This window comes from Gordonia sp. KTR9 (genome assembly GCF_000143885.2).
Taxonomy (GTDB): domain Bacteria; phylum Actinomycetota; class Actinomycetes; order Mycobacteriales; family Mycobacteriaceae; genus Gordonia.
Map to the genome: position 1 here is coordinate 4,415,457 of NC_018581.1, position 13,341 is coordinate 4,428,797.

A 13,341-nucleotide genomic window follows, 5' to 3' on the forward strand; every position below is an offset into this window, starting at 1 on the left:
TTTGAGCCCATGCACCATTGGCACCATTGAACACATTGGTCACGAATCGCCCAGAAAGGTCATATGTACTGTTAGGTTCTATTGCTAACGAATAACTTCTTCACGCTAAACCTCGGAATATCGTCGGATACTCCGGTCACACTTTGATGTAATCACTCCGGTGAATCACTCGGATTCGCAGTGTCATTCACCGATACGACACGGTCCACATCCGGCCGGCTTCGAGCCAGACGACCGGCAGCGGTGGCCGTCCCCGCCCCGACCGGGCACCATCCGACCGCCCGCGCCAGACCCTGCGGGGCCATCCCGCTCGAGATGGACTCGTGTTTGCCGACGACGTAGGTCTCGTGCCAGATCCCGACGGAGTCGGTGTCGGCGAGTTCCCGGTTGAACCACCGCCAGACAGGCAGGTGCGGCGCGCCGGGGTCGGACGCGAATCGCCTCAGATCGTCGGCGCTGCGCCAGTACGACAGCACCATGAGGGAGCGGCCCATATACAGACGGGCGTCGAGCATGCCGGCTTCCGGTCGCCGCCGGAGGTGGATCAGCATCTTCGGCATCGCCGCCATCACGGGGAGCCAGGCACGCACACGCCACGGACGGGTCACCCGCATCCCGATCACGAACACCGCCGTGCCCGCGGGTGGAACGGCATTGGTCATCCGGGCGGCTCGACGAGAAGACATGGTGACCTCCGGATTCATTTTCTAACGTTGTTATGAAACGATGTTATGAAATCATCGGGATCATGGCAAGACCGCGATCCCATACCGACGACGTGCGTACCCGGTTACTCGACGAAGCGGTTCGCATGGTGGCCGCGAACGGCATCGGCGCACTGTCGGTTCGACAGGTGGCCCACGCCGCCGACACGTCCACCGCCGCGGTCTACTCCCTGTTCGGCAACAAAGAAGGTTTGTCACGCGCGATCCTGGTGCGCGCGTTCGACTCGTTCGCGCATGCACAGCGCTCCGCCGCCGCGGGTGCTGCCGACCCGGCGACGCTGACCGGTCTGGGGATCGCCTACGTCGGGTGGGCGCTGGAGAATCCCCGGCTGTACGAGCTGATGTTCGGGGATGCGCTCGTGGGAGTCGAGCGCACCGAGGAGACCCGCGCGGCCGCGAAGCGCGCGATCACCCCGTTACGCGAGGGAGTGCAGGCAGCGATCGGAGCCGGGCTGCTCCGTGCCGCGGACACCGACACCGTCGTCGCGTCGTTGTGGGCGCAGGTGCACGGCATGGCGACGCTCCTGCTGTCCGGCAACTACCCGGAGGGAGCCGACCCGGTGGCCGCCGCAACCGCCGTCATCGACGGGTGGCGCACTCCCGCCTGACCGCGACGGGCCACTAGGGTGTCGGTATGGCAGGGCGCAGCATGGATTTCGACCCCATCGCCGAGGCACGGGAGAACTGGACCCAGGCGGGGTGGGGCGAGGTCGCCGACGGCATGGTGGCGGTCACCTCGGTGATGCGTGCGCACCAGATCCTGCTCGCCCGCGTCGAGGCCGCGCTCCGGCCGTACGACCTCAGCTTCTCCCGCTTCGAACTCCTCCGGCTGCTGGCGTTCTCGCGGCACGGCTCCCTGCCCATCACCAAGGCGAGCGACCGGCTCCAGGTCCATGTCACCAGCGTGACCCACGCGATCCGCCGGCTCGAAGAGGGCGGACTCGTCCGCCGCGTCCCACATCCCACCGACGGACGCACGACACTCGTCGAGATCACCGAGCTCGGACAGAAGACGGTGAGCGACGCGACGGAGACCCTCAACAGCGAGGTCTTCGGCGACGTCGGCATGTCCGACGACGAGATGACCGGGCTCGTCGGCGCGATCCAGTCACTGCGGAAGCACAACGGGGACTTCTGATCGGTATGACTTTGTAGTCGGTTTCCGGACCCGATGTCATACAGGTCTCTCGCGCCGCCGCCGATGGGAACCGCATTACCGTCGGCGGCGTCGAAGCATCATGGACATCACCGAATTGACAGTTCGCCGCGACGGCATCTTCTCAGCCCGAGAAGCTCGTGAGTGCGGCGCGGACTCGTCGACGATCCGCCGCAGAGTGGCAGCCGGGGAGTGGACCGCGGTGGCCCGCGGTGTGTATCTGGTGACCGGGCATGCCCGAGCGGCGTGTGCCCAGGCCCGGATCGCGGTGCTGTCGGTGCATGCCGATGCGGTTCTGGGCGGTGCAGCGGCCGCCTGGTGGCTCGGACTCCACGACACCGAGCCCAGAAAGCACGTCGTCTACACGGGAACCCGGGGTAAGGCACGACGATCGTCGGCAACCGCGGTGGTTCGGTACCGGCACCTGCACGACGAGGACATCGCGGTACACCGAGGACTTCGGACCACCGCGCCTGCCATGACCGTCCTCGACGCATCGTTGGAGTTGGGGATCAGCGTCATCGACTCCGCCCTGTTGACGAAGCGGGTGACCGTCGACGCGCTCCTGGTTGCCCACGCCCGCTATCCCCGACGCCATGGCGCTCCGCGCGTTGCGTCGTATCTGCGGCTGCTCGGGGAGGGGGCTCGTTCGGAAGCCGAGCGGATGACGGTCCGATTGTTCACCGCGGGCGGGCTCACCGGATGGGTGGCGAACATGCCTGCCCACGGCTACGTCATCGATTTCGCGTTTCCAGACGTGAAGGTCGCCATCGAGATCGACGGTTTCGCGTTCCACCGGGACACGCGAACCTTCCAGCGGGACCGGGTGAAGAGAAATCTCCTGACCGCGAAAGGGTGGACGGTCCTCAACTTCACCTGGGCTGACCTCGTCGACCGCCCGACAGAGGTCGCTGCGAACGTCCGAGCTGCGCTCGATCGAGCAGCCGGTTGTACCCGTATGACGTTGCGTCCGGAATACGGACACAACGTCATACGGATCTGAGGGTAGCGTCGAACGACTAGTGCAGCGAGGTGATGATCGCGCTGAAGTCGAGGTCGGCGTGCTGTTCGGCGAAGTTGCGGTAGAGCTGTGCGGCGTGGGTGCCCAGCGGTGCGCGGGCCCCGGTGCTGGCGACGGCGTCCATCGCCAGGCCGAGGTCCTTGTTCATCAGGGCGGTCGCGAAGCCCGGCTTGAAGTCGTTGTTCGCGGGCGAGGTCGGGACCGGCCCCGGGACCGGGCAGTTGGTCTGCACGGCCCAGCAGTTGCCGGTGGCGCCGGTGATCACGTCGTAGAGCGCCTGGTCGTCGAGCCCGAGCTTCTGGGCGAGGACGAAGGCCTCCCCCACCGCGATCTGCTGGACGGCGAGGACCATGTTGTTGCACACCTTGGCGGCCTGGCCGGCGCCGGCGGCGCCGCAGTGGATGATCTTGCCCGCCATCGGATCCAGGGTCCCGCGGGCGGCGGCGAAGGCCTCGTCCTCACCGCCGACCATGAACGCGAGGGTGCCGGCGACGGCTCCCTTGACCCCACCCGAGACCGGTGCGTCGACCTGTGCGAAGCCGTGCTCGGAGGCGAGCCGGTGGATCTCTCGCGCATCGTCGACGGAGATCGTCGACGAGTCGATGAACAGCGCACCGGTCGGGGTGGCCGGGAGGATGTCGTCGTACAGCTTCTTCACGATGCCGCCGTTGGGCAGCATCGTGATCACGACCTCGGCGGCGGACACGGCCTCGATCGCGGCCGGGAAGGTCTCGATGCCGTTGTCCTGGGCGGTCTTCACCGCCTCGGGAACCGGATCGAACCCGCGAACGGTGTGGCCGGCTTTGACCAGGTTGGCGGCCATCGGGCCACCCATGTTGCCGAGGCCGAGGAAGGCGATCGTCGTCATTGTCTCTGCTTCCTACGAAAGTGGTTGTGTGGAGCGGATTCAGCTGTCCCGGTAGCGGGTCGCGATCGAGCGGCCGAGCACGACCCGCATGATCTCGTTGGTCCCCTCCAGGATGCGGTGCACACGGAGGTCGCGGACGATTTTCTCGATTCCGTACTCGGTGAGATATCCGTATCCGCCGTGCAGCTGCAACGCCTGGTCGGCGACCTCGTAGCACGTGTCGGTGACGAAACGCTTGGCCATCGCGCACTGCTCGACCTTGTCGGGCGCGTCGTCGTCCAACGCCGACGCCGCCTGCCACAACATCAGACGCGACGCCTGCAGGGAGGTCGCCATGTCGGCGAGGGTGAACCGGATGGTCGGCTCGTCGATGAGCGCGTGCCCGAAGGCACGGCGACTGGCGACATAGGCGGCCGCCTTGTCGAACGCGGCCTGGGCGCCACCGAGCGACGACGCCGCGATGTTGATGCGGCCGCCGTTCAGTCCGTTCATCGCGATGCCGAAGCCGAGGCCCTCGGTACCGCCGAGCAGGCTCGTCGCCGGCACCCGCACCTCGTCGAGGATGACCTGCGCCGTGGGCTGCGCATGCCAGCCCATCTTGTGCTCCTGGGCTCCGAAACTCAGTCCGGGCGAGCCCTTTTCGACCAGGAACGTGGAGATCCCCTTGGGACCTGCGTCGCCCGTGCGGGCCATGATGACGTACAGGTCCGACGACCCGGCGCCGGAGATGAACTGCTTCACCCCGGTGAGCACGTACTCGTCACCGGACCGCTCGGCGCGGGTCGCGAGCGCGGCCGCGTCCGAGCCGGCGCCCGGCTCGGTCAGGCAGTAACTCGCGACCGTCTCCATGGTCGCCAGGCGCGGCACCCAGGTCGAACGCTGCTCCTCGGTGCCGTACTTGTCGACCATCCACGTGCACATGTTGTGGATGGACAGGAACGACGCGACGGCCGGATCGGCGTACGCCAGTTGCTCGAAGATGCGCACCCCGTCGAGACGACGCAGGCCACTGCCGCCGGCGTCCTCCGAACAGTAGATGGCGCCCATCCCGAGCTCGGACGCCTCGCGCAGTTCGTCGACCGGGAAGTGGTTGGCGGCGTCCCACTCCAGCGCGAACGGCGCCAGCTTCTTCGCCGCGAAACCCGCCGCGGTCTCGACGATGACACGGTCGTCACCGTCGAGCCGGGCGAACGCGGCGTCGGCAAAGGTGGTCAACGCCGATCAGTCCATCGTCGGGATGACGAACTCGGCGCCGTCCTTGATGCCGGACGGCCAGCGCGTCGTCACCGTCTTGGTCTTGGTGTAGAACTGGATCGACGCCGGGCCGTGCTGGTTGAGATCGCCGAAGCCCGAGCGCTTCCAACCGCCGAAGGTGTAGTACGCCACCGGAACCGGGATCGGCACGTTCACGCCGACCATGCCGACGTCGACGCGGGCCGTGAAGTCGCGGGCGGCGTCGCCGTCCTGCGTGAAGATCGCGACACCGTTACCGTACTGGTGGTCCGACGCCAGCGCGAGGGCCTCCTCGTAGTCACCGGCGCGCACGATCGACAGGACCGGTCCGAAGATCTCCTCGGTGTAGATGGTCATGTCCTTGGTGACGTGGTCGAACAGGGTCGGGCCGATGAAGAAGCCCTTCGAGATGTCCTCGTCGCCGAAGGTCTGCTCGTTGCTGGTGCGGTCGCGACCGTCGATGACGACCTCGGCACCCTCCTCGGCTCCCTTGTCGATGAATCCGCGGACTCGCTCGAGGGCGGCGGCGGTGACCAGCGGCCCGTAATCGGCCTTGGGGTCCAGGCTGTGGCCGACGCGCAGCGCGTTCACCCTGTCGATCAGCTTGGCGCGCAGCCGGTCCGCGGTCTGCTCGCCGACCGGGACGGCGACGCTGATCGCCATGCAGCGCTCGCCGGCGCTGCCGTAGCCCGCGCCGATCAGCGCGTCGACGACCTGGTCGAGGTTGGCGTCGGGCATGATGATCGCGTGGTTCTTGGCGCCACCGAAGCACTGTGAGCGCTTCCCGTGGGCGGCCGCGGTCGAGTAGATGTACTGCGCGATGTCGGAGCTGCCGACGAAGCCGAGAGCCTTGACGTCGGGGTGGGTCAGCAGCGCGTCGACGGCTTCCTTGTCGCCGTGCACGACCTGGAAGACACCGTCGGGAAGTCCTGCCTCGGTGAACAATTCGGCGAGCCGGACCGGGACGGAGGGATCCCGCTCACTGGGCTTGAGGATGAAGGCGTTGCCGCATGCCAGCGCGGGGCCGGCCTTCCACAGCGGGATCATCGCCGGGAAGTTGAACGGGGTGATGCCGGCGACGACGCCGAGCGGCTGGCGCATGGAGTGCACGTCGATGCCGCCTCCGGCACCGGCGGTGAACTCGCCCTTGATCAGGTGCGGGATGCCGATCGCGAACTCGATGACCTCGACACCGCGCTGGATGTCGCCGAGTGCGTCGGCGTGGGTCTTGCCGTGCTCGAGCGACAGCGTGGTCGCGAGCTCGTCGGCGTTCTTGTTGATCAGGTCGACGAACCGCATCATGACGCGGGCGCGGCGCTGCGGGTTCCAGGCGGCCCACTCTTTCTGGGCGGCCGATGCGGTCGCGATCGCGGCGGAGACCTCGTCGGTGGACGCGAGCGGGACCTGGGCGGCCACGGAGCCGGTGCTCGGGTTGAAGACGTCGGCGAAACGTCCGCCCTCGGCGGAAACGCGCTTGCCGTTCAGGTAGTGCGGGATCGAGGGGACAGCAGGAGCGGACACGGAGATCACCTTTGACTTCGTTGGGGGTATGGCCGGTGTCACCACATAGTAGGACATCCAAGTATTTCTTCCAACCCCCTGTCACCAGCGATTTCGCGACGGCGAGCCGGTTAGGCTACCCTCGCTTTGCGAAAACGCCGACGTCGAGAGGAGTTCACATGTCGGTCGTCATCCTCTACGGAACCGAAACCGGTAACGGCGAGCTCGTCGCGGACGCCATCGCCGACACGCTGGCCGCCGACCACGACCCCTCGATCTACGACATGAGCGAGTTCGCGGTCGAGGACCTCGACCCCGAGGACTTCCTCGTCATCGTGTGCTCGACCTATGGCGAAGGCGAACTGCCGACGGGCGCCGAGCCCTTCGCCGACGAACTCGAGAGCGTCGACCCCGACCTCACCGGCCTGCGGTTCGCGGTGTTCGGTCTGGGCGACTCGATCTACGACACGTTCAACCGCGGCGGCGAGATCGTCGCCGAGATGCTCACCAAGCGTGGCGCGGTCCAGGTGGGCGAGCACGCCCGCCACGACAACTCGTCGCCGATCAAGCCGGCGAAGCAGGCCGCCGAGTGGGCCGAGGGGATCTCGCAGGAGATCTGAGAACGCCTGACGTCGATGCGGCCGGTGGTCAGGCCACCGGCCGCCGCGTCGCCGCTTCCGACTCTCCCGCCGCGGCCTCTTCCGCAGCCGCATCCTCGGCAGCGGCATCCTCGGCGGCATCTTCTGCGGCGGATTCCTCCGCAGCCACGGCCTGCTCCCACCCGCGCACGGCCGACAGCTTCGCGAGTTCGCACACCGCGCGGACCATGATCGCGAGCACGATCCCGAGGAACAGCGCCGTCGGCACCGACACCTTCAGGTTCTCGCCGAGCAGCAGCACGCCGAGGACCATCGCGACGGCCGGCTCGGCCACCGTCATCGACGGGAACGACGTCTGCAGGTCGCCGGCGCCGAAACCCATCTGCTGCGCGATGACCGCACAGACCACGACCAGCACGAACAGATAGATCTCCGGGTGCACGAAGGTACGCCAGAAATGGTGTGTGACCTGGTAGATCACCGTCTTCACCAGTAGCGCCGACACGCCGAACAGGATGCCTGCCACCAGCCCGTAGAACAACGCCTTGTAGTGCGGACTCGAGCGGTGCGCGAGGATCACCAACGCGACGACGACACCGATCACCGCCCCCACCGTGCTCCAGAGCAGCAGTGCGTCGGGCCGCCTCATCGAGGGTTCGGGGCGCGCCACGATGAGGAAGGTGACCACGCAGGCCACCAGCACCCCGCCCCATGCCCATTCGACGCGGGCCGGGTGCCGATGATCGGCCCACGCCTCCAGCGGCAGCGCGAACAGCACCGCCAGCACGACGAGCGGCTGCACCAGCAGGATCGAGCCGAGCCCCAGCGCCGATGCCTGCAAACCGAAGCCGCACAGCGCGATCGCGGCACCCGCCCACCAGCCCGGGGTGATGGCCCCGTTCACCCGGGAGGCGCGCTGACGCAGCACGGTGCCGGCCGCGATCATCAGCGCGGCGAACACCGCGAGGAGCGCGGGTACCCAGGTGTGCACGATCCCCAGGGTAACGGCGGCTCCTCGCGCACGCGGTCGCGGCCGGAGCCGCCCGAGGTGATGTTCGCGGTGTCGGAACACCCACCACCTGCCCGGACAACGTAGATTCGAACCCATGCGTTATCGGTCAGATCTGGAACGGCTGGCCACCCTCGACGCCGCCGCGATCGAGGTGGCCTGCACCGACTGCGACTCGGTGGGCGAGTTCATCGCCTGCGCCGTCGACGAATATCTGGAGTTCGATGTCGCCGCCGAGGAGGCCGAGGCCCGCGGCGACGACGAGCACGCGGCTTTCCTCCGCCAGGAGGCCGCGGCATGGCGTGCCACCGTACGAGTGCTGCGGATGATGGATGCGGAGTCCGGACAGCGCCACCGGAGCCGCGACCGGCGGCACGGCGCCGCATGAGCCGGGCCCGCACGCTGATCCTCATGCGCCACGGCAAGTCGGGCTACCCGCCCGGGACGCCCGACCACGGCCGCCCGCTGGCCGAACGGGGCGACCGGCAGGCCGCGCTCGCCGGGCGATGGATGGCCGATGAGGGCCTGCGGGTCGACGCGGTGCTCTGCTCGTCGTCGACGCGGACGCGGCAGACCCTGGTCCGGACCGGCATCGACGCGCCGGTGACCTTCGTCGACGACATCTACGGCGGGGCGCCGGAGGAGATCCTCGAGTCCATCCGCCTCCACGCGCCGGCAGACGCCCAGACGATCCTCGTCGTCGGACACGCGCCCGGGATGCCCGAGACCGCGCTGACGCTCGATCCGGACGGGTTCATCGAACGGTTCCCCACCTCGGCGTACGCGGTTGTCGCCGTCACCCACCCGTGGGACCGCATCGGCATGGCCCCCGACCCCGGGGCCCGCCTCGTCGGCGTGCGGATCCCGCGCGAGGACTGACCGATGACGCACACTGGAACCATGCGTGAGATCCAGCGAACCATCATCGACGCCCTCGGGGTGAAGCCCTCCATCGATCCCGACGAGGAGGTGGAGCGCCGCGTCCGGTTCCTCGCCGACTACCTCGGAGCGACCGGCGCCAAAGGCTATGTCCTGGGCATCTCCGGCGGGGTGGACTCCACCCTGGCCGGACGCCTGGCACAGTTGGCCGCCGACCGCGTCCGGGCCGACGGCGGCGAGGCCGTGTTCGTCGGCGTCCGGCTCCCCTATCGGGTGCAGCACGACGAGGACGACGCGGCCGCGGCTCTCGAGTTCGTGGCCGCCGACGAGATCGTGACCGTCAACGTGGCCCCCGGCGTCGACGCCCTCAACGCCGAGATCGAACGCGCCACCGGCACCGATCTGTCCGACTTCACCAAGGGCAACGCGAAGGCCCGGCACCGGATGGTCGCGCAGTACGCCCTGGCCGGCGACCGGGGACTGCTGGTGATCGGCTCCGACCACGCGTCGGAGAACGTCACCGGCTTCTTCACCAAACACGGCGACGGCGCCGCCGACGTGCTGCCGCTTTCTGGACTCGACAAGCGGCAGGGTCGTGCGCTGCTGCGTCACCTCGGGGCGCCGCAGCAGCTGTGGGAGAAGGTCCCGACCGCCGACCTGCTCGACGAGAAGGCCGGTCAGACCGACGAGGACGAGCTCGGCCTGCGCTACGACGACATCGACGACTACCTCGAGGGTCGCGAGATCCCCGCCGAGGCCGCGGAGAAGATCGAGGCCGCCTGGCACCGCAACCGGCACAAGCGCACGACCCCCGTGGAGGTCGACGACACCTGGTGGCGCTCCTGACGATGCGCTCGGCGGAGGCATCGGGGCGCGCTCGCGATTAGGGTGTCGGAGTGTCTGTCTACGCAAACGGATTCGCCCGGGTCGCCGGAGCCGTGCCCGTCCTGACGATCGCCGAGCCCGCGGTCAACGCCGCGCGCACCATCGAGCTCGCGACGCGGGCCGCCGACGACGGAGCCTGCCTGGTCGTCTTCCCCGAACTCGGGCTGTGCGGTTACAGCGTCGACGATCTCTTCCATCAGGACGCCTTGCTCGACGGCTGTCGCGCCGCGCTCGATGAGATCGTCGCCGCCAGCGCCGGACTGAAGCCGGTCCTCTGCGTCGGTCTGCCGGTGCAGGTCGGCGACGGCCTGTACAACTGTGCCGCGGTCATCCACGACGGTGCCGTGCTGGGAGTGGTCCCGAAGTCCTACCTGCCGAACTACCGGGAGTTCTACGAGCAGCGCTTCTTCGCCGCGGCACGCGACGCGATCCCTTCGACCGTGTCGATCGGCGGCAGCGAGGTGCCGTTCGGCGCCGACCTCGTGTTCGAGGCGCGCGACCTCCCGGGCTTCGCACTGTTCGTCGAGATCTGCGAGGACGGCTGGGTGGCGATCCCCCCGAGCACGTGGGCGGCTCTCGGCGGCGCCACGGTGCTGGCCAATCTGTCGGGCAGTCCGGTCACCATCGGCAAAGAGAGCTACCGCACCAATCTCTGCACCGGACATTCCGCGCGGACCATCTCGGCCCACGTGTACGTCGCCGCGGGGTTCGGCGAATCGACCACCGATCTGGCCTGGGACGGCGACGCCCTCATCACCGAGAACGGCTCGCTCCTGGCCCGCAGCGAACAGTTCGCGACGACCGACCAGATCATCTCCGCCGACATCGACCTCGACCGGCTGCGGCAGGAACGTATGCGCATGATCAGTCTGCGCGACCAGGTCGGCGACCACGCCGATCGTCTGAAGTCGTTGCGCCGCATCGGCTTCAGCTTCGGGAACCTGTCCGACGACGACGTCGTCCGGCGAGTGGTCCCCCGGTTCCCGTACGTACCGGCGGATTCCGCCGACCGCGACGAACGCTGCGCGGAGGTCCGCTCCATCCAGGTGCAAGGGCTTGCCCAGCGACTGCGCTCCACGGGTCTGGAGAAGATCGTCATCGGCGTCTCCGGCGGTCTGGACTCCACGCTCGCGCTCCTCGTCGCCGTCGACACCTTCGATCGACTCGGGCTGCCGCGCACCAACATCCTCGGTTACACGATGCCCGGCTTCGCAACCGGCGGCCCGACCCTCCGGCGGGCCCACGCGCTGATGAACTCCCTCGGTGTGAGCGGCACGGAGATCGACATCCGGCCGTCGTGCGAACAGATGCTCGCCGACCTCGACCATCCGTACGCGCGCGGCGAGAAGGTCTACGACGTCACCTTCGAGAACGTGCAGGCCGGTGAACGGACCTCGCACCTGTTCCGCCTCGCGAACTCCAACGGTGCCATCGTGCTCGGGACCGGCGACCTGTCCGAGCTCGCGCTCGGGTGGTGCACCTACGGCGTCGGCGACCAGATGTCGCACTACAACGTCAACGGCTCGGTGCCGAAAACGCTCATCCAGCACCTGATCCGGTGGATGATCACCAGCGGGCACCACTCCGCGGAGACCACCGAGACCCTGGTCGAGATCCTCGACGACGTCATCTCCCCCGAACTCGTGCCCGCCGGCGACGACGGCCGGATCCAGAGCACCGAGGACACCGTCGGCCCCTACGAACTGCACGACTTCTTCCTCTACCACCTGACGCGGTTCGGCTATCGCCCGACGAAGATCGCCTACCTCGCCCGGCAGGCGTGGGGTGACCGCACCCGCGGCCCATGGTCGGATCTGCTGACCGAGGACAAACGCAACCAGTACGACGAGGCGACCATCGAGCACTGGCTCGGAGTGTTCCTGAAGCGCTTCATGGGCAACCAGTTCAAGCGCTCGGCGATGCCCAACGGGCCGAAGATCGGGTCGGGCGGGTCCCTGTCCCCGCGCGGCGACTGGCGTTCACCGTCGGACGCGTCGGCGCGGGTCTGGCTCGACCAGCTGGCCGGCGGTGCGCCCGGGAGCTAGGCCGGGCGCACTGCCGGTCAGTCGCAGGCGGCAAGCAGTTGCTTGAGCTCGTCGTCGAACGCGTCGGCGATGGCCGAGGGGTCCGGGGTCTGGTCGGTGCACCCCACGATGCCGATGTTGAGGTTGCCGTCGGCGGAGAAGACCGTGATGTTCAGTCCGAGTCCGTGCATGATCGGGCCGAGCGGGTACACGCCGGTCACGCGCGCGCCGAGGAAGTACAGCGGGAAATCCGGTCCCGCGACGTTGGACACCAGGACGTTGAAGATCGGCGGGTGGGCCGACGCCCAGTTGCGGTCACCGTAGATCTTCATCACGGTGGACAGCGTTGTGCCGGGGGCGAACTGGGCCCAGGACCGCAGGATGTTCGCATCGATCTCCGCGTGATGCGCCTTCGAGGTGCGACTCAGTTCGGCCTGCTTTCGCAGCCGGGCAACAGGATCGGACTGGTCGGAGGAGAGCAGCGTGAACATGCCGGTGACCTTGTTGGTGCCGCTCACGACGAGGTCCTTCTCGTCGGCTCCGTGCACGGACACCGGCACCATCCCGACGAGCGGCCGGTCGGGGAGCTCATCGTGGCCGAGGAGGTAGGTACGTAGAGCACCGCCGACCATCGCGAGCACGACGTCGTTGAGCTTGACGTCGAAGTGGTCCTTCACGCGCTTCACGTCGTCGAGCGACAACTGCGTCACCGCGATGCTCCGATGCGGCGTGATCGGCGCGTTGAAGCGCGTACGCGGGGCCCGGAACGGTGCGGGCATCGCCGAATCCTGTTGCGCGCGACGGAGCCACCCGATGGGCACGCCGACCGTCCGGGGCAGGAGTTTGACCATGGCCAGCGGCCGTTGCACGAAGAAGTTGACGGCGCCGCCCGCCGCCATCGCGGCCCGCGACGACGGCCCCGCCGACTCGCCGACCTTGTCGGCGTCGAGCTCGGGGGGTTCCGGTGTGAGCGTGCACATCTGGGCCAGCATGTCGGCGCCGGTGACACCGTCGGTCCCGGCATGGTGCATCCGCAGCATCGCGCACACCCGGCCGTTGGCGAGCCCCTCGATGACCCACAGCTCCCACAGCGGCTTCCCCCGGTCGAGGGTCTGACCGGCCAGATGACCGCACAATTCGGCGACCTCTGCGGCGCCGCCGGGCGCCGGCACACCCACACGGTGCACGTGGCGCTCGATGTCGAAGTCCTCGTCCTCGATCCACACCGGGTGGTCGATGTTGAGCAGCGAATTGTCGAGCTTGCGCCGGAACGTCGGGATGGCGGCGACGCGGCGTTCCATCTCGGCCCGGAGCTTGTCGAACCGATACTCGTCCGGCATGGTGCTCGGATCGATCTCGAAGAGGCCGATGACGTGCATCAGTTGCGCACGAGTCTCGAGGTAGAGAAACGATGCGTCCAGTCCACTCAAGCGCTGCATGAG

The 13,341-nt window shown here is 68.1% G+C and carries 14 protein-coding genes; 8 read left to right on the plus strand and 6 right to left on the minus strand.

Going from position 1 to position 13,341, the window contains the following annotated elements; all coding sequences use genetic code 11:
* Positions 1 to 152: 152 nt before the first annotated feature.
* On the minus strand, positions 153 to 686 hold the full coding sequence (locus KTR9_RS20445; RefSeq protein ID WP_014927951.1) for a DUF4188 domain-containing protein: 534 nt from the start codon (positions 684 to 686) through the stop codon (positions 153 to 155).
* A 53-nt stretch (positions 687 to 739) separates the two neighbouring features.
* On the opposite strand from KTR9_RS20445, the gene KTR9_RS20450 reads away from it, so the two are divergent.
* From KTR9_RS20450 to KTR9_RS20460, 3 genes are all read left to right on the plus strand, one after another.
* Positions 740 to 1,333 carry a TetR/AcrR family transcriptional regulator gene (locus KTR9_RS20450; RefSeq protein ID WP_148281308.1) on the plus strand — a complete coding sequence of 198 codons (594 nt, stop codon included), beginning with the start codon at positions 740 to 742 and terminating at the stop codon, positions 1,331 to 1,333.
* A 26-nt stretch (positions 1,334 to 1,359) separates the two neighbouring features.
* Positions 1,360 to 1,863 carry a MarR family transcriptional regulator gene (locus KTR9_RS20455; RefSeq protein WP_014927953.1) on the plus strand — a complete coding sequence of 168 codons (504 nt, stop codon included), beginning with the start codon at positions 1,360 to 1,362 and terminating at the stop codon, positions 1,861 to 1,863.
* Positions 1,864 to 1,963: 100 nt separating this feature from the next.
* Positions 1,964 to 2,884, plus strand: a complete 921-nt coding sequence (locus tag KTR9_RS20460) for a type IV toxin-antitoxin system AbiEi family antitoxin domain-containing protein (RefSeq protein ID WP_010840584.1) — start codon at positions 1,964 to 1,966, stop codon at positions 2,882 to 2,884.
* 16 nt (positions 2,885 to 2,900) lie between these two features.
* Here the strand turns inward: KTR9_RS20460 and mmsB are convergent, their stop codons facing one another.
* From mmsB to KTR9_RS20475, 3 genes are read right to left on the minus strand one after another with little or no spacing between them, the layout of a single operon-like run.
* Complete coding sequence (gene mmsB / locus KTR9_RS20465; RefSeq protein WP_010840585.1) at positions 2,901 to 3,770, minus strand: 3-hydroxyisobutyrate dehydrogenase; 870 nt, start codon at positions 3,768 to 3,770, stop codon at positions 2,901 to 2,903.
* A 39-nt stretch (positions 3,771 to 3,809) separates the two neighbouring features.
* Positions 3,810 to 4,985, minus strand: coding sequence for an acyl-CoA dehydrogenase family protein (locus KTR9_RS20470; RefSeq protein WP_010840586.1), 1,176 nt, complete (start codon positions 4,983 to 4,985; stop codon positions 3,810 to 3,812).
* 6 nt (positions 4,986 to 4,991) lie between these two features.
* Entirely contained in the window at positions 4,992 to 6,581 is a 1,590-nt protein-coding gene (locus tag KTR9_RS20475; RefSeq protein WP_014927954.1) for a CoA-acylating methylmalonate-semialdehyde dehydrogenase, read from the minus strand.
* Between the two features lie 101 nt (positions 6,582 to 6,682).
* Between KTR9_RS20475 and KTR9_RS20480 the strand changes: the two genes are divergently transcribed.
* A complete protein-coding gene (locus tag KTR9_RS20480) occupies positions 6,683 to 7,123 on the plus strand; it encodes a flavodoxin domain-containing protein (protein WP_010840588.1) in 441 nt (146 codons plus the stop codon).
* A 28-nt stretch (positions 7,124 to 7,151) separates the two neighbouring features.
* Here KTR9_RS20480 and KTR9_RS20485 read toward each other — a convergent pair whose 3' ends face one another.
* Positions 7,152 to 8,093, minus strand: a complete 942-nt coding sequence (locus tag KTR9_RS20485; RefSeq protein ID WP_014927955.1) for a DMT family transporter — start codon at positions 8,091 to 8,093, stop codon at positions 7,152 to 7,154.
* Between the two features lie 115 nt (positions 8,094 to 8,208).
* Here KTR9_RS20485 and KTR9_RS20490 point away from each other — a divergent pair, with 115 nt between their 5' ends.
* From KTR9_RS20490 to KTR9_RS20505, 4 genes are read left to right on the plus strand one after another with little or no spacing between them, the layout of a single operon-like run.
* Complete coding sequence (locus KTR9_RS20490; RefSeq protein WP_014927956.1) at positions 8,209 to 8,499, plus strand: hypothetical protein; 291 nt, start codon at positions 8,209 to 8,211, stop codon at positions 8,497 to 8,499.
* Positions 8,496 to 8,990 (plus strand): SixA phosphatase family protein, encoded by a 495-nt coding sequence (locus tag KTR9_RS20495; protein WP_010840591.1) that lies wholly within the window; start codon positions 8,496 to 8,498, stop codon positions 8,988 to 8,990. The genes KTR9_RS20490 and KTR9_RS20495 overlap by 4 nt, the downstream gene beginning before the upstream one ends.
* 21 nt (positions 8,991 to 9,011) lie before the next feature.
* Positions 9,012 to 9,836 carry an ammonia-dependent NAD(+) synthetase gene (nadE, locus tag KTR9_RS20500; RefSeq protein WP_044507180.1) on the plus strand — a complete coding sequence of 275 codons (825 nt, stop codon included), beginning with the start codon at positions 9,012 to 9,014 and terminating at the stop codon, positions 9,834 to 9,836.
* A gap of 50 nt (positions 9,837 to 9,886) precedes the next feature.
* The gene (locus KTR9_RS20505; protein WP_014927958.1) at positions 9,887 to 11,920 is read left to right on the plus strand and encodes an NAD(+) synthase; all 2,034 of its coding nucleotides are present in this window, start codon (positions 9,887 to 9,889) and stop codon (positions 11,918 to 11,920) included.
* A 17-nt stretch (positions 11,921 to 11,937) separates the two neighbouring features.
* Here the strand turns inward: KTR9_RS20505 and KTR9_RS20510 are convergent, their stop codons facing one another.
* Positions 11,938 to 13,338 (minus strand): WS/DGAT/MGAT family O-acyltransferase, encoded by a 1,401-nt coding sequence (locus KTR9_RS20510; RefSeq protein ID WP_014927959.1) that lies wholly within the window; start codon positions 13,336 to 13,338, stop codon positions 11,938 to 11,940.
* Positions 13,339 to 13,341: the final 3 nt, after the last annotated feature.